The organism is Caballeronia sp. GAFFF2 (genome assembly GCF_023631485.1).
Lineage (GTDB): Bacteria > Pseudomonadota > Gammaproteobacteria > Burkholderiales > Burkholderiaceae > Caballeronia.
In genome coordinates this window covers 246,230-261,766 of record NZ_JALQDA010000028.1, presented here as the reverse complement: position 1 = coordinate 261,766, position 15,537 = coordinate 246,230, and the positions used below count along the sequence as shown (strand labels likewise).

Here is a 15,537-nt window from a genome sequence, read left to right as displayed (position 1 = left end):
ACGCTTTTCCCTCCTCACGAGCGAGCGAATAATTCAAATGCCTCCCGCACCCGGCTCGCGCCGTCCACCCGCCAAAATACTGCCGCCCGACGCGCCTGGCCTGCGCGCGCTGGCGTCGCTGGTGACTGGTGTCATCGTCATATGCGCTTTGTACTTCGGGCGCGCGGTACTTATTCCGATCATCCTCGCGATTCTGCTGAGCTTTCTGCTCGCGCCTTTCGTCGATATGTTGCGGCGCATTCGCTTCGGGCAAGTGCCATCGGTGATCGTCGCGGTGTTGCTGGCGTTGTCGGTGCTGACGGCTGTCGGCGCGCTGATCGGCGCGCAGGTCGCGCAACTTGCGGGCGATCTGCCGAAGTATCAGGTCGCGGTCGAACGCAAGATCGACTCCGTGCAGCGCCTGACAGTCGGTCGCGCCGACGAATTTCTCGGGCGCGCATCGCGTGCGCTCAAACGCATTTCGCCCGCGCGCGAGCAGGAGCAGCGCACCGCCGAGAACAATCCCGCCGCCTCGCCGATCGATCAGCCGATGCCGGTGGAAGTGCACGAACCATCGCCGTCGCCGCTGGAACTGGCGCAGCGCTTTCTCTCGCCGGTCATCAGTCCGCTTGAAACGACGGGCATCGTGCTGGTGGTCGCCGTGTTCATCCTGTTGCAGCGTGAAGATCTACGCGACCGGCTGATCCGTCTATTCGGCTCGCGCGATCTGCATCGGGCAACCACCGCGATGGACGAAGCCGCGCGCCGTCTTTCGCGCTATTTTCTGGCGCAGCTCGGCATCAACGTGAGCGTGGGCATCATCATTTCGATTGGGCTCGCGGTTATCGGCGTGCCGGGCGCATTGCTGTTCGGCGTGATGACGGCGCTTCTGCGCTTCGTGCCGTACGTCGGGACGTGGATCGCCGCGCTCGTCGCAGTGGTGTTCGCGGCGGCGGTTGGCCCCGGCTGGACCATGCTGATCTGGACCATCGTGTTGTTCGGCGTGACCGACATCGTCGCGGGACAGATCGTCGAGCCGCTCCTGTACGGTCACAGCACCGGGCTTTCGCCGTTCGCGGTGATCGTCGCGGCAATCTTCTGGAGCTGGATCTGGGGGCCAATCGGTCTCGTGCTGTCGACGCCGCTCACGCTGTGCCTCGTGATTCTCGGGCGCCATGTGGATCGCCTCGAATTTCTCGATGTGCTGTTCGGCGACCGGCCAGCGCTCACCCCTGCGGAAAATTTTTATCAGCGCCTGCTTGCCAACGATCCCGACGAAGCGCTGGCGCAAGCGGAATCGCTGCTGACGGAACGCTCGCTGATCGCTTACTACGACGAAGTCGCGCTCGAGGGCTTGCGGCTCGCGCATAACGACGTGCTGCGCGGCGTGGTGACGGTGGATCAGCTGCGGCGCATCAACGAGTCGGCGCTTGACATCATCGAAGGGCTGGAGGAAACCGACGATACCGCCGTGCTGCCGCCGCCTCATCGCGAAGATCCGCCCGCGAGTCTGGAGTCGCCGGACGAAGCGGTGCCGCTCGCCTACGAAGCGCCGCCGCCGCATTTCGACGCGCAAGCGGAAGGTCACACGGCGTCGGTGTTGTGCATTGCAGGGCGCAGCGAACTGGACGATTTGGCCGCGACAATCGCGGTGCAACTCTTTAGGAAGCACGGGCTGGGCGCCGATCTGGCGGGCTACGAACGCTTCTCGCGCGGACGCTTCGGCGAAGTGAACCTGCACGGCGTGTCGATCATCTGCGTGGTCTCGTTCGATGCCGCCGAGTCGCCGCCATATCTGCGCAATCTCTTGCGCCGCCTGCATCAGCGTGCGCCGGCAGCCGAGCTGATCGTGGGACTCGTGTTCCCCGAAAGTCCGCTGCAGGGCGAAGCGCTGGTGCGCACGAGTTCGGCGGCGGTGTCGTTCAAGGAACTGGTCGAGGCATGCGTGGCGGCGGCGCGCCGTCAATCGACCGATGGCGTCTCATGGACCGGACTCGATCCCTCGGATGGCGAAGCCGCGCTCGAAGGACCGCCCGCGCCCGAAGAGGACGCGCCGGCGTTGCGCAACGGCTGAAGCCTGCGGCCGCCTTAGCGGTTGCCGTCGAACAAGTCGTTGAGCATGGTGTCGAATGCGGCTTGCGCCTCTTCGAGCTCTTGCAGGGCGGCGTCGAAAGCCGTCAGCGCGAGTTGCGTCGGGCGGCCGTCGCCTTCGGGCGCGAACTGCTTCTGCAAGGCAAGAAAGGCGGATTGAACCTGGCGCGTCGCGTTGACGATGCGTTCCATCGCGCGCGCTTCTTCTTGCCGGTTGGCTTCTGCGGTCATGTGGGGCACTCCTTGTTGACAATGCCCGATATTATCAAGCGCGGAAGCCTTCGCGGTCCAACTCCGACTCAAGCCGTCGCTTTTGGGCCGGCGACCGTGAACAATCTTACCGCTTCCTCCAGCACCACCGCCCGCTTCGCCGGGCGCTTGGCCGTCACCGCCGCCTGTTCGACCAGCGCCGCGTTCTGCTGGGTCGAATCGTCGAGATGCGAGACTGCCTGATTCACTTGCGCGATCCATCCGCCTGCTCGCTGCTGGCTTTCGCCACTTCCATGATGATCGTCATACGCGGTTCACTGCTTCGTCGATAGCACGCATTGGCGCGTCGTGCGCGTGACGAGGCGTGCGTTTCGTGCCGATAACGGTGCCGCTTCGCTGGGCGCTTTATTGCGCGCTCCAGCCGCCGTCGATCTTCAACTCCGAACCGCGCATTTCGCTCGCGGCGTCGGAGCAGAGGAACACGGCGAGATCGCCGATCTGCTCCGTCGTCACGAATTGCGCCGACGGCTGCTTCTCGCCGAGCAACTTCGCGCGGGCGTCGTCAGGCGAGAGCGATTCGCGTGCGGCGAGATCGTCGATCTGCTTCTGCACGAGCGGCGTATGCACGAAGCCGGGGCAGATGGCGTTGACCGTCACGCCGCTTCGCGCGTTTTCGAGCGCGGCGACCTTCGTGAGTCCGAGGATGCCGTGCTTGGCCGCCACATAAGCGGACTTGCCGACCGACCCGACGAGTCCGTGCACCGAAGCGATGTTGATGACGCGTCCCCAGCCGCGCTCGCGCATGCCGGGCAGCGCGACGCGCATGGTGTGAAACGTCGAGCTGAGATTGATGGCGATGATCGCGTCCCAGCGTTCCACCGGGAACTGGTCGATGGTCGCGACATGCTGGATGCCTGCGTTGTTCACGAGAATATCGACCGCACCGAAGGTTTCGTTGGCGAAGGCGAGCATGGCTTCGATTTCGGCGGGCTTGGTCATATCGGCGTCGTGATGCACCGCTTTCACGCCGATGGCTTCGATCTGCGCGAGGGCGCCGTTCACATCGCCGAAGCCGTTCAGCACGAGATTCGCGCCGGCTTGCGCAAGCGCCGTGGCAATGCCTAAGCCGATGCCGCTCGTCGAGCCGGTGACGAGTGCGGTCTTGCCGGCGAGCGATTTTGATGCGAGTTGAGTCATGGACGGGTTTCTCGATGAGTTTGAAGGGAGATGCGCGTTCGGCTGACTTTACAAAACGTCGCTAAGTTTGCCTAGTGCGTAAAACACCGCGCATCGAAACACGGCCGCAAGGAGCCGATGTTATCTTTGCCAGCAATCCCAAGGAGCCCGACCCATGCTCTCACTCATTTACCGCGACTACATTGCCTGCCTGAACGAAAAGGACTGGACGAAGCTCGGGCAGTTCGTTCACGACGAGGTGTCGTATAACGACGTGCCAGGCACGCTGGCGGGCTATATCGGCATGCTGGAGCGAGATTACGAGCAGATTCCCGATCTGCATTTCAATATCGAACTGCTCATTGAGGATACGCAGACGGTGGCGGCGCGCCTGCTGTTCGATTGCTCGCCGAAAGGGACGTTCCTCGGCGTGCCCGTGAACGGCCGGCGCGTGTGCTTTCGCGAGAACGTGTTTTATCGGTTTCGCGATGAGCGTATCGAGCGGGTGTGGTCGGTCATCGATAAGGCGGCGATTGAAGCGCAAGTCTTGTGAATGATTACATGCCATGTAATCGTTGCGGCCCGCTAAGCCTTTGCTGGCGGGCCACCGTCTAGAATCGTCTACTATTCGTCTGAAACGATTTATATGGCAATTTTCAATTCCGTCCATTCCGCGCCGCGCACGTCGCGGTACAAAGACGTCATCTCCGCCGACTTGTGACCGAGGAGCGCCTGAGCGAATTTCGCATCGTACTGCTCGGTATAGAGACGTGCCGCAAGACTCCGAATCTCGTGGAACGAAGCCGGTGTGCGACCATCCTCCCACGTTAAACCCGGTGTCGAGTTGCGGGTGTCTGCAAATGCTCGTGTGAGTTTTTCAGCTGTTACGCGGGCGCTTCTTCTCTGACCGCCGCGCGTCTCGGTGTAATGCAGCATGTACGCGGATACGGCGTCGTCTCTGCACCGCTTCACCACGTCGTCAAGCGACAGTTTGATCGCCCCTAGTCGAAGCGACAGCGGAATGCGCAGCCGCACAGATCCTCGCCCTTTGGTCTGAACGACCGCTAAGAATCCATCTTTCGCCTCGGCAAACTGCATCTTCGAGACATCCTCCCGGCGCTGCGCAGTGATGAGTGCCAACTCCATGCTTCGCGCGATCCACGGATCAGGCGACTTCTGCGCTTGCTTATAGATGGCGAGGAAGTTCTCCAGGGTGAGCCGCGATCTCACGACTTCAATGTCGGGCCGCCGCGTGACGGAAACAGGATTCTTCCCTCCTTCGATCAAGCCTTTCGTCTCAGCCTCGCGAAACATGTCGTGCATGGTCTTGCGTATCAGAGCGGCCATAGGCGCGCCGCGTGCCGTGGTAGCGGTCAGAATAAAGTCGGCGACCTCGCTTGTTTTCACCTCTCTCAGGAGCCTGTCGACGAACGGCGCGGTGCAAACGGCTCGGATGCCGGCGCGAACAGTCTTCATCGTGCTCGGTGTCGGATTGCGAGTCTCCGCATAGATCACAGCGTACTCTGCCGACCAGGCGCGCAGCGTCCTGTCATCCGGTGCAGTCATGCGCTGCACGATCGATCGATGGCCTCGACTCTGTTCGAGCTCTGCGTTGGCGGCGCGCGCTTCGCCAAACGCCTTCGCCTGATCGCGGCCAATACCGTAATCCTTCTTGGTGTCAGGATTGCGCCAGTAGAAATAGCCCGTGCTGTTCTGATACAGGTTCGCGGGCCAGTGCCAGCGCTTTGCTTCACGACGCCTTGCGGCCATTCCCAAATCTCCGTTGCATCTCGCCTGCATCGTCGTAGTAAACGGCGGTCGGTTCGACAAAATACTTGGCGCCGCATTTGATGGGCTGCGGCACGATACGGCCATTTTTACGCCAGTTGCGCAGCGTGTTTCGATGCGGCTTCTCTTTTCCGAACAGCAGTTCAGCCCACTGCTCAAGGGAGACTAGCTTCGCCATTTCTCGACTCCGAGATACGCGCGCGTCACGCGCATGAATTCTTCGATGTTGCAGGTCACTTCAGTTCCGATTCGATAATGGCGCGCAGCGCGGCGACCAACTCAGGGTTCTCGTCGCGCCATTGCTGCCAGCTTGCATCCGTCAGCTTCCAGGTGATCCAATCTGGATGATCAGGCTTCGCATTGAAGGGCTTTCGGCGCTTCTCGCATCGCTCGCACATCTGAGGACGACGCATCGGCAGGTACATGTGGCGGGCACAGAAGTAAAGACCGCAGCCTCGCTCTCCGCCGAATATGTCGCCGCCACACACATACGACAATCCGCGGTCAATCACCTCATTGCATTCCGGATGATCGCAGTACGTCGGTACGCCATAGCCGACATCGCGCTTCCAGTGTTCGTCGTATCCGATGCTCCAGCCCATCATGCTTCTCCTTCCGTGATATTCATGCTTCCGCAGTGGGCGCACATGGCTTGTTCTTGGCTTCGTTGATGAATGCCTGTGCGGCTTCGCGTGACTTGAACCGCTTGAGGCCGCGGCTCTTCGTGTATATCGCTAGCCACACCTTGAACTCAGGATGACGCGTTTCCACGGAATACACAGGCTCGAGAGTTTTGATGTCTAGCCAAGGTCGAACCCGCATAGGCCATTGAGGATTGAGCGTCTTTGATTCAACTCCTGGAATCTTCATCGCTTTTCTACTGTCCGGTATGCGCGTCATCCAATACCAACTCGCGAATATCTCGCGCAGTACAGACGAGCGCTAACGCAGCGGTTGCAGTCGATGGAACGCTTTCGAGCGCGGCTGCATTGTCGTCGCACATCTGCGCCGCACGCTCAAGTGCCTGCTTTTCAGCGATGATCCACGCTGCCCATGCGATCGGGTGTGCCTCGATCACGCCAAACTCTTTTTCGAACCGCTCTTGGCTGTCGTTCATTTTCATAGATCCTTCGTGATGGCGGCGTCTCTTCGCACGCCACGTGTGCGGCGTAGCGAGATATTGCTTCCCTTCTGCGTTTTAAGATCGCGCACTGTGCCGAGCAGACCCCATTCGCACGGACGCATGATTCGATTTGGGGCAGGTCGGTCGGTGGTGCTCGGCGTTGGTAGTTTTCGAACATCGCTCACGTCTTCTCCTTCGTGTCGGTGGATACGCTTATCAGTCGGTCTCATCAACCACTGTCCATTGCTTGCCGCATGAATGACAGCGATAGTGATAACGGTCATAAGCTCCGTCGAACGTCTCATCGGACGTGAACCACACGTCAGCGACTTTGCAGTGTTTGCAGGGCCAGTCAGAGCCGCGCGATTCGTTACAGGATCGCTCAACCATTGGAACCCCCTTCCTCGGATGCGCGGTTAGCTGCGAGATTGAACTTCGCGGTCTCCATGAAACGCTCGAACGAATCATGGTCGTAGGCGATGTTGTATAGCTCTTTCCAGTCCTCGCGGCTCATTACCGCCTCTTGCTTGTCGCTTTTACGCAGACGACAATTTGCTAGTTTTTCACATGGACCCAAGCCACTGCACCTGCACCTGCAGGTCATCGCCTCTTGCTTGTCGCGCTTAGCAACAGCCCGAACGCCATCATCAATGTCGCATTCGTCTTCTGGACACACGACGCCATCGAATTTCGCGGCATGACAAATATCGTAATATCCTGTGCGGCAACTCTTCGCCTCTTTCTTGTCGCTCTTCATTGATTCAATGGCGGCTTGCCACGTTTTCTCCGCAACGCTCCGAGCGAGCTTAGACCCGCTCCATACCTGTTCTATGAACCATTCATCGAAGGTCATTTATTCATCTCCGCAATGATTGCGCGTGCTCTGCGTCTTCGTGCTCATCTTGTTCTCCTTAGGCGTTCGAGCTCATTGCTTCGTCAGCGGCTTCGATGAACGCTGCGGCTTGGTGCGGATTGATCGCGTTGCCGTAGGCGCGCAAGCGTCCCACGCGGGAGGGAGCCCCATCACCCAGCGGGAATGTGCGGGGTTCAACTGGCCGCCACTTTTCGTCCCTGCAGAGAAGCCAATCAGCATCTCGCCAGAAGCCGTTAGTCGGGCCGGCAACATGCTCTTTGCCATCGCCCCGAGGCTCTGTAGCGTCAGCCGGGCCCTTTCTCCGCCGCCCCGATTCGTGCTCATGTTCGGCGCATCCGGATGCGCATTCGGAGTTGGCCAACTCGCAAGGCAGGCCATCGCGGCAAGGTCGGGCCCGTGCGATCGCATCGCCTCCCGAATTCCGCCTTCCGTCGAGCGCACACCCTTGTCTGCGAGTGCTGATGTCGGTGTCGGCCAACTCGCGAAAGTCGCGACGTGATTCAAGCTCACTGCCACCTTGCGCCCGTCTGACGTCTGACCCGTCGCGCTCAATCCGTCGAACGACTGCGATCCCTTGCTGTTCCCGACTGTCGGCGTCGGCCATCCTGCCAGCGCTACCTGCGTTCTCAAGTCCGAGCACTGGCCGCCGCCGTGCGATCCCTGGCAATGAGCTGCCGCTGGGGTATTCCAAGCTGCCAGCGTTGCCACTGCCGACAATGGCTTGCCGCGAGCGTGCGCCCATCGTTCCGCGTTGAATTCGTCCGTCGCGCTTTCGCTTTTCCAATCCCTGGCTGCTGGTGTGGGCCACAAAGTACGATCGGTCGCGGATGTGCGGAGCACCGACGCCCGCAGACGGGAACGGGACACACCCGAGGGCGTAACCCATCGCTTCCACGTCAGCTTGAACAAGGTCGATCCAAGGTTCGACGTCTTTGCTTGCAACTTGCTCTCCAAAGACGACTGGAGGCCGGCACTCGCCAATGAGCCATGCCCAAGCGGGCCAAAGGTGCCGCTCATCATCAAACCCAAGTCCTTTGCCTGCCGCGCTGAAAGGTTGGCACGGACAGGAACCGGTCCAAACAGGTCGGTCGTCAGGCCATCCAGCGAGACGAAGGGCATACGACCAGACGCCGATTCCGGCGAAGAAATGACATTGTGTGTATCCGCGCAAGTCGCTAGGTCTGACATCCTCGATGCTCCGTTCATCAACGTCGCCGGGCGCGATATGCCCGGCTTCAATAAGATTGCGCATCCACTGCGCGGCGTATGGGTCTATCTCGTTGTAGTAGGCTCGCGTCATTCCGTTTCGGGCGTGATGCGCACTCGATAGCGCTTGCCTTCGTCCAGCGTCACGATGATTTCCATGTCGTTCTGCGCCACCAGGTGCGCGATCGCGCCGTTAATGCACTGCGCGGTGACGTCCTGTTTCGACGTTGCAACGCGCCCGTGTGCGTCGGCGCGAGACTTGCCGATGAAGATCCGGTTCGTCAGTGGCGACATCCACATTTCGAGCTTTCCGGCGTTCACGTTCTTCTCCTTTATGGGCGCGGGTGCGATACCGCAGAAAGCAAATCAGCCTGCCGAGTGGCCACGTTCTTCGTTGACGCGCCGGAGCGCACGCTGAAAACCCTCTTCGCCTTTGTCGATGAGCTTCGCTATCGCGTGTTCGATAGCCTCGTCGATCGTGTCGCCGCCCGCGACGCGGGCTCCGCTGAGAACGTGTGACACCCGGAACAATTCGCTCTCGTACAACGGAGCCGCGCCGCCGTACGCTTCGATGAAATCGTTCTTGAAGAACGGGTTGAAGTGCACGACGAAAAGCTCGTCGCCCGTGTTCGGCAGCGCGACAGGATCGCCGACTGTTTCGAGAGACTCTCCGTTTCTGCAAGCGATGGTGAATCTCATGCTTTCTCTCCGGTTGCCTTGATATGGATGGTGACGGGTCCGTTGCGCATGTCGCCGGTCATCGTTCCGTCGAGGGAAAGGCGCTCAGCAGGCGAGAGATTCCGCCATTTGGCAATCGCAAAGTCACCACGAAGAAGCCCGCGAGGTGCGCCTTGTTGCGCAGCGCCGACTGAGTAGCCGTTTTCTGCGCACCATGCCTCGGCACTGTAAACAGCCTCGAATGCGCGCTCGCCCCAAAATTTGATCTCCGCGCCGCTCATGCTTCGATCCTTTTGAATTCGACGACCCAGACCCATGGATTGACGTCCCAGCCGAGACCGCGTGAGGCGTTCAGGCTGTCCCAAAGCGACGCGAAGGAGCCGCGCGGGCTCGCCGCGTGAAAGTGTCGCCCGCCGTCGATGTGGTAGCCTTCGTGACCTCTTTCGACACCCTCAGCAAGAGCGTCTTCTTCACCGATGTCCTCCAAGCGCTCGACGCGCACGCCGGTGATTTCGAGCGCGATGCGCGACGCCCAGCGCGGCATGAAGATTGACGGCTTCCAGCCCTGATGCAGGTTGTCCTCGAAGTCGACGTACTCCGGCGTCGGACCTCCGTCGGCGCGGTACTCGCAATACTTCGGCGAGTGGTAGTCAGTGTCCGGATCCCACGTTCCTTCCTCCCACATAGGGCCTTGGAACGTCTCGCGCACCCACAGACGATCACCGCGCGCACCGTACGGGCATGGAATCTGGTGATTGTCAGAACTACCGTCGGCCTGCAGCGTCCACCATTGCGCCGTGTTCAAGTCCTCAAAGCCGTAGCATCGCGGGTCGTTCTGGTCACCGGCGCCGCCGACGAATCCAATGGGCCAGCCCGGTCGCGCCTTCACGACGCGCCGCGTCTGTGTCTTGCGTCCGTCGAGGATGGCTCGTACCATCGCGCCAGAAAATAAAATCGGGAGGTCACGCATGAGTTGGCACCATGAAGATTGGCTCTCTTTTGCACAGGCTTCCGCTGGGACGCTTGCAGTTGTAGTTGCGGTCGGGACATCTGTTTTGGCTTATCGAACAAGCTTGGGCATCAATCGAACGCGTGCTGCGTTGGTTGCGGCAAAACTTTATCCAAGACTTGCCCGTCTTCGCTATCAGTTGGCGGCAGCATCTGCGCGCCTTGATTTTTCGACTGACAACGATAGAGGCGATGCTAAGCAGGAAGCAGATGAATTTCTGGATATTCCGGTTCTGCGCGTTTCGAGCGAGGATCTTGAGGCACTCGCCGAACTGCCAAAAAAAAGCGGGTTCAGGCTTGCCAAAGCAATATCGCTTCATGAAGTCGCGCGAGAAGAGATCGTCAAACAAATAGCCAGAGGCTCTCAAGATCCCACAGTCCCCATTACCGAAGATATGGCTCTCAATTGGAGCAAGCGGATAGATGAGATCGAGAGATACATTTCGCTCGTGATGCAGCAGTGCCAAAGCTTCGCGTCGACCCATGCAGATGAACCGAGCGGCCAAGAGCTTTATGGAGACGACTGAGGTGAAGGCTCTCTGGGGCATCATTTGCGGATTCTCAGTTACCGGATGAAACGCGCGTCGACTCGGGCTGCGCTACCGCATAGACTTGCTGGCCATCGGCGTTCGTCGTTGTCGTTTCCGTCTCGCCCTTCAGCAGCTTGTGCTTCACGAAGATCGAGCGGACTCTCGGGTCGATCGAAGCGAGGATGTCCAGCGCTGCCGATCGGAGTTCTTTTGCGTTTTCGGGATCAGATACCGCGGCTTGCTGCACGCGTTCGAAGGTGCGGAGCATCACGCACGCCTCGTCGATCTTTGGCGCGCCAACGCTTACCGCGAAACCCGGTCCGCCAGCGGCAAGACCAGCCGTTCCGCCGCAATAATCACCAGAGAACGAACCTGCGAAGCCAGGGAGGACCGCATTGCCGGTCGTGCGCGCCGTGTAGCTGCCGCTGTACTCGATCTTGTTGGGGCTGTTGAAGGTGATCTGTTGAGCGTTGCCTTGATTCGTCGCGCCTGCCACGGAAGACGTGGTTGACGTGTTCTCTGCGTTGCCCGACACTTGAGCCATCGCGGGTGCAACCGCGAAGAGCGCTATGAGGGCGATGAAAGTCGTTTTCATGTGAGGCTCCTGGGCGCGGGGTCGGTCGCTCGACCCCGCTACCGGTTATGGGAAGCGCTGCGCTTAGTGGATGACCGAGATACCTGCGATACCGCCGATTGCACCAACCGCGCCGATGGCGCCCGTCGCGAACTGCGCACTGCCTTGTGCGGCCGTCGTCGTGTTGCCGTATGCCGCGCCGCCATTCGCGATGCTGTTGCCGACGTTCGTCGGGGCATTGCCGACCGCCGAGCCCGTGACACCTGAGTTCGAGAACTGCGTCGTGTTGGTGACGACCGTCGCGCCGACGCTATTCACGCCACCGCCAATCGTTGCTGTGCCGCCCGTGTTGTTGAACGCGTTCTGATACGAAGCGCCCGTGCCGCCGACCTGCGCGGCCGTCACTGCGTTGCCGTTGCTGATGCTGGCAGCCGAGCCTGACACGCTGCCGCCGAATGCCGATGCTCCGGCGCCGACGACGATCCCACCTTCGATACCCGTTGCGTGAGCAACGTTGAACAACGATGCGAATGCTGCTGCGACGACTGCCAATGCGATTTGCTTCTTCATTTCTGGTGCTCCTCGTGAAATGCACGTGGCGGACGTGCGGCCGTTTTATATGTGCCGGTTACCCTTCGTCCGGCGCCGGGAATATTCACCATCTCCGGCGGGTAGGCCGAGGAGCCCGTCCTCAGCTAACGGCCTACGCCTGCAACTTCCGCGTAGGTGCTGCGGGCTTCGCCCTGTGCGTTCTGTTCAAGGGTGGCGGCCGGTGCTGATCTCCGGCGTTGCCGCTTTCTGACATTCCACGCACGCATGCGCGGATGTATCGGCATCGGTTCATGCACGACCGCATCAGCCTGCGCATTCGCCACACTTCAACAAGCCGTCTCTCCGGCTGTCACACCACTCTTTGCGCCCACAACAGGCCCGGCAGGTGTCGCGTCGTGTCCCGTTACTCGACCTTCTTTTGTAGGAGTTCCAGTCTTTCGACAATAAATTCAAGCTGTCCAACAAACGCGTTGCTCTGGTCCTCATCTGCCAAGCGCAAGCAATCCATAAGTTCAACCCGCACGTTTTCCAGCTTGTCGGCTAGTTCGCCCATTTCGTTTCCCCTGTTAGTTGGCCGTCTCTCCGAACTGTCACGCCTGGTTCGATGGACGGCGGCCTCCCCTCGCTGGGTGATTAGTTCGAGGCGGGGCGCTGGATCTGCACCGAGTCAAGCCACTGCTGCTGCTTTTCGAAAGCAGCGGCGCCGCGATTGAAGAGAAGGGCAAGAATTGCGGCGAGCGACCAAACGGTGAGGACTACTATCGGCAAAGTGGACATGAGGGTGAGCCTTTTCGGGATGCGTTATCAGATGCAGCGCGTATGCGCGCAGCGTTCCATTTCAGCTTTGCGGTGAGACGTCTCGGAATCGATGACCAGGAACACGGCCGCGACGATGAGGACGACGCCCCAGATCTTCAGCAGGCTCATTTCCAGAGCGCTCCGGCCGGCACAGCGACGCAGAGGAACCAAACCATCCCGATCGAGATTGCGACCGCCGAGCCCATGCCGATCGTCTTGTAGATCCGATCAACGCGGCTCAGTCGAGCGATGTCCAGCAGAGCGTTGTCGTTGATTGCGCGTTCCATCGTCTTTCCCCGGTTAGATGGTCATGAGCCAAAGACCACCCGCCGTCGCGAGGATGCCAACGAAGAGACCTACGCTTATTGCAGCGAGCTTTCCCATGTTCGTCTCCCGAGGTCGGTGAGTGAGTGCATGGGAGTAACTATACGTCGATGAATAGACGCAGTCAATACGCAAATGAATAGATCGACGGATAAATTTGTAACAGCCGGGGAGGGTGCTGCGCGTAGGCAAAAAAAATCCCGCACCGGGGAGATTGGTGCGGGATTGGCCTCAAGTCGTGTGGACGACTGAAGTTGAGCTATGGCCGATTCGAGTATAGGAGACGCATCAACGAAGGCAAGCGTGCGGGCAACAAAAAACCCGCCGGAGCGGGTTTCGTATCCCAATCAACGTTGGACAGGATTTACCTGCGCGGCATCAACAGACAAATTAGTGATTTCATCGACTCGCTGGATGCCTACGCCCAGAATAGGGATTATGGCTGTGGGATTCAGGTCGTCCTTCTCGGGCCCAGATCCCATATTGGCAGCACCGAAGCCCAGATTGAACGATAGCTGCCAAATGCCGCTGTGAACGTCAGCCTCTTTCACAAGCACTGTCACAAGCTCTTTATGAGTTAACATAAATTGAGTAGGTTCAGCCATGGATTACCTCAACGCCCGTCACAGTCTTGGTAAGAGGAGCTAGCGCCTCCGGAGATGCAATCATCGTCCCCGCAGTTGGGAGCTTTCGCGTTACGCGAAAGTTCTGCAGGCTGCCTAGGTTGGCAAGGTTGATGTGGATGGGAAAGAACATTGCGGAAGCCGCGTTTCGTATCGTCTCCGCCCCGCCAATGTAACGGGATACTGCGTGAACAAGCAGTTGGTTGATGCTGGTATGCTCCAGTTCAGCGAACTCGGCCACTTGTCGATGAAGGGTCCGCGGCAAGCGAAGAGCGATCTTCCCGCTGTAGCCGTCGGAATCGAATGGCTCGCGGATTGGGTTCCCGTTGGCTAGCGCCACCGTAAGCCAAGACTCGGCCACCTTTTCCAGTTCAGCCAAAGCATCTGATGCAGAATCGCCGTAAGCGAGGCACCCCGGAAATTCCAAAATTGATGCCGTGTACGCTCCGCTCTCATCTCTAACAATCCGGCGCGCGTAAGGCTTGCTGAGGATCTCACTAGGAGTCGTCATCGTCGTATTCATCTTCGTCCTGAAGAAACTGTATCCACTCATCTACATCGTCGATTAACTGGTCTACGATGCTTCTAACGGTTCCTGGCGGAATATCTTTAGAGTGGTGCGGTATGCTCAATGGAGGACTGAGCTGGGGGTCGATTTCTCGGACCCAAGTGGGTTCTTTTCCGCGGTTATCACGCTTCCTTCCTACTTGCTTAGCAAACGCTTCAAGTTCAGTTGCTCGTCTGTTCTGAGGATTCCGCCTTACCTCGCGAAGCTCGCGCTTGACCTTCTCAAGTCTCGCATTATTCATGATATTGTCTGTGATAGCACATTTCAACCCGGCTAGCCGAATATTTGTGCCGAACCACACCTAGGATGTGGGACTAAATCTGTAACCGTCTACATATTCACAAACACTTCCTCACCACATCAACGTACCTATGCTCGCCGAAGGCGGCCCCGCGATGCGTAGCTTCACCGCGCCTTACTTGTCGAGTAGCTCCGCTACGTCGACTGTGGTGCTGACGACTAGGCCGGCGATCTGGTCGAGAAACGTGCGCACCTCTGGAGTAAGCGCAGCCCCTTGCAGCTGCCCGGAGAAATCGTCTGCCCGAGCGGAGATTTCTGCTAACCCGGTTTGGTAGGCCCGGATGGCTTTGAACATCTGGATTTTCGTCCAGGCGACATCGTTTTCATTCATAGGTCCGCCATCTTGTGGAAAGACATGGGCGTTACAAACACTTCCGCGCCACATCGATGTACTTCTGCTCGCCGAAGACGGCGCGGCTGTAGAACGTCACTCGCCGCGTATCGCTATCCGCTACAACGTCGAGCAGGAGATATGTTCCCGAGACACCAGTGGTGCTCAACGTAACGCCGCCAGGCGTAGGGACGAAATTGACGCCAAGGTAACCGGCGTCGATCCAACCCTGTTGCACGCAGCCGGCATATTCGACTGCCGGCCGGGAGGTCTTTCCAGAAAATACAGGCGCGCGCTCGCGCATGTCGCCGCTCGATGCGCAGCCTACGATCGAGGCGCTAAGTACTAAGGCGAAAACGTATCTGCGCATGCGTTCAGCCTCTGTAGACAATTGCTTCGTTCAAGGCATATACCACGCGCCGGACGAAATCCTTGTCGCGGGAGGTCAAAGCTTTGATTTCGCCAGACGCGGTTTGCAGTCGGACGTTGTATCTCCCTTTTCCTTTCCACAGATAGATGGCACCGCCCAAGACGAAAATGACGCCCATCGCGATCAAGCTTGGGCTTAGACACAAGAAAACACCGCCGATGATCAGAAGGTAACCAAAAACGAGCGCCGGATCTTTCTCGATATGTCTCACCGAAGTGACGCCGCTCATTGCGAAGGTGTTCCCCGGAACCAGGAACCGCGCGCTCGTCACGCGAATAGGTCCCTCGTCCATGAATACCCGCTCAGTCCTCGATGACGCTGCCGTCGTTTCTTCCTGCCATGCCGGCTCTCTCGTGGTGTTCATATTTTCCTTT

26 protein-coding genes and 1 pseudogene are annotated in these 15,537 nt (G+C 59.2%); 3 read left to right on the top strand and 24 right to left on the bottom strand.

The window, feature by feature from the left end; genetic code table 11:
* Positions 1-37: 37 nt before the first annotated feature.
* Positions 38-2,053, top strand: a complete 2,016-nt coding sequence (locus tag NCT04_RS21850) for an AI-2E family transporter (protein ID WP_250467679.1) — start codon at positions 38-40, stop codon at positions 2,051-2,053.
* 14 nt (positions 2,054-2,067) lie between these two features.
* Here the strand turns inward: NCT04_RS21850 and NCT04_RS21845 are convergent, their stop codons facing one another.
* The 3 genes and pseudogenes from NCT04_RS21845 to NCT04_RS21835 form a co-directional block, all read right to left on the bottom strand.
* Positions 2,068-2,301 (bottom strand): hypothetical protein, encoded by a 234-nt coding sequence (locus tag NCT04_RS21845; protein WP_244828936.1) that lies wholly within the window; start codon positions 2,299-2,301, stop codon positions 2,068-2,070.
* 68 nt (positions 2,302-2,369) lie between these two features.
* Positions 2,370-2,642, bottom strand: a pseudogene (locus NCT04_RS21840) (chemotaxis protein); the annotation flags it as partial.
* 43 nt (positions 2,643-2,685) lie between these two features.
* On the bottom strand, positions 2,686-3,477 hold the full coding sequence (locus NCT04_RS21835; RefSeq protein WP_250467678.1) for a 3-hydroxybutyrate dehydrogenase: 792 nt from the start codon (positions 3,475-3,477) through the stop codon (positions 2,686-2,688).
* Between the two features lie 154 nt (positions 3,478-3,631).
* Between NCT04_RS21835 and NCT04_RS21830 the strand changes: the two genes are divergently transcribed.
* On the top strand, positions 3,632-4,009 hold the full coding sequence (locus tag NCT04_RS21830; RefSeq protein ID WP_250467677.1) for an ester cyclase: 378 nt from the start codon (positions 3,632-3,634) through the stop codon (positions 4,007-4,009).
* Positions 4,010-4,098: 89 nt separating this feature from the next.
* On the opposite strand, the gene NCT04_RS21825 is transcribed toward NCT04_RS21830, so the two are convergent.
* The 10 genes from NCT04_RS21825 to NCT04_RS21780 form a co-directional block, all read right to left on the bottom strand.
* On the bottom strand, positions 4,099-5,226 hold the full coding sequence (locus tag NCT04_RS21825; RefSeq protein ID WP_250467676.1) for a tyrosine-type recombinase/integrase: 1,128 nt from the start codon (positions 5,224-5,226) through the stop codon (positions 4,099-4,101).
* Positions 5,207-5,422, bottom strand: coding sequence for an excisionase (locus NCT04_RS21820; RefSeq protein ID WP_244828932.1), 216 nt, complete (start codon positions 5,420-5,422; stop codon positions 5,207-5,209). The genes NCT04_RS21825 and NCT04_RS21820 overlap by 20 nt, the downstream gene beginning before the upstream one ends.
* 55 nt (positions 5,423-5,477) lie before the next feature.
* Positions 5,478-5,849: a hypothetical protein gene (locus NCT04_RS21815; protein ID WP_244828931.1), complete on the bottom strand. Its 372-nt coding sequence runs from the start codon at positions 5,847-5,849 to the stop codon at positions 5,478-5,480.
* Between the two features lie 272 nt (positions 5,850-6,121).
* Positions 6,122-6,361: a hypothetical protein gene (locus NCT04_RS21810; protein WP_250467675.1), complete on the bottom strand. Its 240-nt coding sequence runs from the start codon at positions 6,359-6,361 to the stop codon at positions 6,122-6,124.
* 388 nt (positions 6,362-6,749) lie between these two features.
* A complete protein-coding gene (locus NCT04_RS21805; protein WP_250467674.1) occupies positions 6,750-7,220 on the bottom strand; it encodes a hypothetical protein in 471 nt (156 codons plus the stop codon).
* 58 nt (positions 7,221-7,278) lie between these two features.
* Positions 7,279-8,493, bottom strand: a complete 1,215-nt coding sequence (locus NCT04_RS21800; RefSeq protein WP_250467713.1) for a DNA cytosine methyltransferase — start codon at positions 8,491-8,493, stop codon at positions 7,279-7,281.
* Positions 8,494-8,537: 44 nt separating this feature from the next.
* Positions 8,538-8,768 carry a DUF7446 family protein gene (locus tag NCT04_RS21795; protein ID WP_250467673.1) on the bottom strand — a complete coding sequence of 77 codons (231 nt, stop codon included), beginning with the start codon at positions 8,766-8,768 and terminating at the stop codon, positions 8,538-8,540.
* Between the two features lie 45 nt (positions 8,769-8,813).
* Positions 8,814-9,146 (bottom strand): hypothetical protein, encoded by a 333-nt coding sequence (locus NCT04_RS21790; RefSeq protein ID WP_250467672.1) that lies wholly within the window; start codon positions 9,144-9,146, stop codon positions 8,814-8,816.
* Entirely contained in the window at positions 9,143-9,406 is a 264-nt protein-coding gene (locus NCT04_RS21785; protein ID WP_250467671.1) for a hypothetical protein, read from the bottom strand. The genes NCT04_RS21790 and NCT04_RS21785 overlap by 4 nt, the downstream gene beginning before the upstream one ends.
* Positions 9,403-10,095, bottom strand: coding sequence for an ASCH domain-containing protein (locus tag NCT04_RS21780; RefSeq protein WP_250467670.1), 693 nt, complete (start codon positions 10,093-10,095; stop codon positions 9,403-9,405). The genes NCT04_RS21785 and NCT04_RS21780 overlap by 4 nt, the downstream gene beginning before the upstream one ends.
* Between NCT04_RS21780 and NCT04_RS21775 the strand changes: the two genes are divergently transcribed.
* Positions 10,094-10,660, top strand: a complete 567-nt coding sequence (locus NCT04_RS21775) for a hypothetical protein (protein WP_250467669.1) — start codon at positions 10,094-10,096, stop codon at positions 10,658-10,660. The genes NCT04_RS21780 and NCT04_RS21775 overlap by 2 nt on opposite strands.
* Before the next feature lie 34 nt (positions 10,661-10,694).
* On the opposite strand, the gene NCT04_RS21770 is transcribed toward NCT04_RS21775, so the two are convergent.
* The 11 genes from NCT04_RS21770 to NCT04_RS21725 all read right to left on the bottom strand — a co-directional run bounded on the left by NCT04_RS21770 (position 10,695) and on the right by NCT04_RS21725 (position 15,527).
* A complete protein-coding gene (locus NCT04_RS21770; protein ID WP_250467668.1) occupies positions 10,695-11,258 on the bottom strand; it encodes a hypothetical protein in 564 nt (187 codons plus the stop codon).
* Between the two features lie 63 nt (positions 11,259-11,321).
* Positions 11,322-11,807 (bottom strand): hypothetical protein, encoded by a 486-nt coding sequence (locus NCT04_RS21765; RefSeq protein WP_250467667.1) that lies wholly within the window; start codon positions 11,805-11,807, stop codon positions 11,322-11,324.
* 385 nt (positions 11,808-12,192) lie between these two features.
* On the bottom strand, positions 12,193-12,342 hold the full coding sequence (locus NCT04_RS21760; protein ID WP_250467666.1) for a hypothetical protein: 150 nt from the start codon (positions 12,340-12,342) through the stop codon (positions 12,193-12,195).
* Between the two features lie 80 nt (positions 12,343-12,422).
* Positions 12,423-12,566, bottom strand: coding sequence for a hypothetical protein (locus tag NCT04_RS21755; protein WP_250467665.1), 144 nt, complete (start codon positions 12,564-12,566; stop codon positions 12,423-12,425).
* 27 nt (positions 12,567-12,593) lie between these two features.
* Complete coding sequence (locus NCT04_RS34465; protein WP_284509394.1) at positions 12,594-12,716, bottom strand: hypothetical protein; 123 nt, start codon at positions 12,714-12,716, stop codon at positions 12,594-12,596.
* Positions 12,713-12,874, bottom strand: coding sequence for a hypothetical protein (locus NCT04_RS21750; protein ID WP_250467664.1), 162 nt, complete (start codon positions 12,872-12,874; stop codon positions 12,713-12,715). The genes NCT04_RS34465 and NCT04_RS21750 overlap by 4 nt, the downstream gene beginning before the upstream one ends.
* Positions 12,875-13,258: 384 nt before the next feature.
* Positions 13,259-13,516, bottom strand: coding sequence for a hypothetical protein (locus tag NCT04_RS21745; protein ID WP_250467663.1), 258 nt, complete (start codon positions 13,514-13,516; stop codon positions 13,259-13,261).
* On the bottom strand, positions 13,509-14,057 hold the full coding sequence (locus NCT04_RS21740; protein ID WP_250467662.1) for a type II toxin-antitoxin system HicB family antitoxin: 549 nt from the start codon (positions 14,055-14,057) through the stop codon (positions 13,509-13,511). Before NCT04_RS21740 ends, NCT04_RS21745 begins: the two co-directional genes overlap by 8 nt.
* A 460-nt stretch (positions 14,058-14,517) precedes the next feature.
* Positions 14,518-14,733: a hypothetical protein gene (locus tag NCT04_RS21735; RefSeq protein ID WP_250467661.1), complete on the bottom strand. Its 216-nt coding sequence runs from the start codon at positions 14,731-14,733 to the stop codon at positions 14,518-14,520.
* Positions 14,734-14,764: 31 nt separating this feature from the next.
* Entirely contained in the window at positions 14,765-15,037 is a 273-nt protein-coding gene (locus tag NCT04_RS21730) for a hypothetical protein (protein WP_244828917.1), read from the bottom strand.
* Between the two features lie 70 nt (positions 15,038-15,107).
* Positions 15,108-15,527: a DUF6232 family protein gene (locus NCT04_RS21725; protein WP_250467660.1), complete on the bottom strand. Its 420-nt coding sequence runs from the start codon at positions 15,525-15,527 to the stop codon at positions 15,108-15,110.
* Positions 15,528-15,537: the final 10 nt, after the last annotated feature.

Coding starts and splice junctions, on each gene's coding strand:
- NCT04_RS21730 (WP_244828917.1), bottom strand. CDS start 15,037: ATGCGCGAGCGCGCGCCTGTATTTTCTGGAAAGACCTCCCGGCCGGCA.
- NCT04_RS21765 (WP_250467667.1), bottom strand. CDS start 11,807: ATGAAGAAGCAAATCGCATTGGCAGTCGTCGCAGCAGCATTCGCATCG.
- NCT04_RS21725 (WP_250467660.1), bottom strand. CDS start 15,527: ATGAACACCACGAGAGAGCCGGCATGGCAGGAAGAAACGACGGCAGCG.
- NCT04_RS21790 (WP_250467672.1), bottom strand. CDS start 9,146: ATGAGATTCACCATCGCTTGCAGAAACGGAGAGTCTCTCGAAACAGTC.
- NCT04_RS21835 (WP_250467678.1), bottom strand. CDS start 3,477: ATGACTCAACTCGCATCAAAATCGCTCGCCGGCAAGACCGCACTCGTC.
- NCT04_RS21815 (WP_244828931.1), bottom strand. CDS start 5,849: ATGATGGGCTGGAGCATCGGATACGACGAACACTGGAAGCGCGATGTC.
- NCT04_RS21805 (WP_250467674.1), bottom strand. CDS start 7,220: ATGACCTTCGATGAATGGTTCATAGAACAGGTATGGAGCGGGTCTAAG.
- NCT04_RS21785 (WP_250467671.1), bottom strand. CDS start 9,406: ATGAGCGGCGCGGAGATCAAATTTTGGGGCGAGCGCGCATTCGAGGCT.
- NCT04_RS21825 (WP_250467676.1), bottom strand. CDS start 5,226: ATGGCCGCAAGGCGTCGTGAAGCAAAGCGCTGGCACTGGCCCGCGAAC.
- NCT04_RS21740 (WP_250467662.1), bottom strand. CDS start 14,057: ATGAATACGACGATGACGACTCCTAGTGAGATCCTCAGCAAGCCTTAC.
- NCT04_RS21850 (WP_250467679.1), top strand. CDS start 38: ATGCCTCCCGCACCCGGCTCGCGCCGTCCACCCGCCAAAATACTGCCG.
- NCT04_RS21775 (WP_250467669.1), top strand. CDS start 10,094: ATGAGTTGGCACCATGAAGATTGGCTCTCTTTTGCACAGGCTTCCGCT.
- NCT04_RS21735 (WP_250467661.1), bottom strand. CDS start 14,733: ATGAATGAAAACGATGTCGCCTGGACGAAAATCCAGATGTTCAAAGCC.
- NCT04_RS21820 (WP_244828932.1), bottom strand. CDS start 5,422: ATGGCGAAGCTAGTCTCCCTTGAGCAGTGGGCTGAACTGCTGTTCGGA.
- NCT04_RS21745 (WP_250467663.1), bottom strand. CDS start 13,516: ATGGCTGAACCTACTCAATTTATGTTAACTCATAAAGAGCTTGTGACA.
- NCT04_RS34465 (WP_284509394.1), bottom strand. CDS start 12,716: ATGAGCCTGCTGAAGATCTGGGGCGTCGTCCTCATCGTCGCGGCCGTG.
- NCT04_RS21800 (WP_250467713.1), bottom strand. CDS start 8,493: ATGCGCAATCTTATTGAAGCCGGGCATATCGCGCCCGGCGACGTTGAT.
- NCT04_RS21755 (WP_250467665.1), bottom strand. CDS start 12,566: ATGTCCACTTTGCCGATAGTAGTCCTCACCGTTTGGTCGCTCGCCGCA.
- NCT04_RS21760 (WP_250467666.1), bottom strand. CDS start 12,342: ATGGGCGAACTAGCCGACAAGCTGGAAAACGTGCGGGTTGAACTTATG.
- NCT04_RS21810 (WP_250467675.1), bottom strand. CDS start 6,361: ATGAACGACAGCCAAGAGCGGTTCGAAAAAGAGTTTGGCGTGATCGAG.
- NCT04_RS21845 (WP_244828936.1), bottom strand. CDS start 2,301: ATGACCGCAGAAGCCAACCGGCAAGAAGAAGCGCGCGCGATGGAACGC.
- NCT04_RS21780 (WP_250467670.1), bottom strand. CDS start 10,095: ATGCGTGACCTCCCGATTTTATTTTCTGGCGCGATGGTACGAGCCATC.
- NCT04_RS21750 (WP_250467664.1), bottom strand. CDS start 12,874: ATGGAACGCGCAATCAACGACAACGCTCTGCTGGACATCGCTCGACTG.
- NCT04_RS21830 (WP_250467677.1), top strand. CDS start 3,632: ATGCTCTCACTCATTTACCGCGACTACATTGCCTGCCTGAACGAAAAG.
- NCT04_RS21770 (WP_250467668.1), bottom strand. CDS start 11,258: ATGAAAACGACTTTCATCGCCCTCATAGCGCTCTTCGCGGTTGCACCC.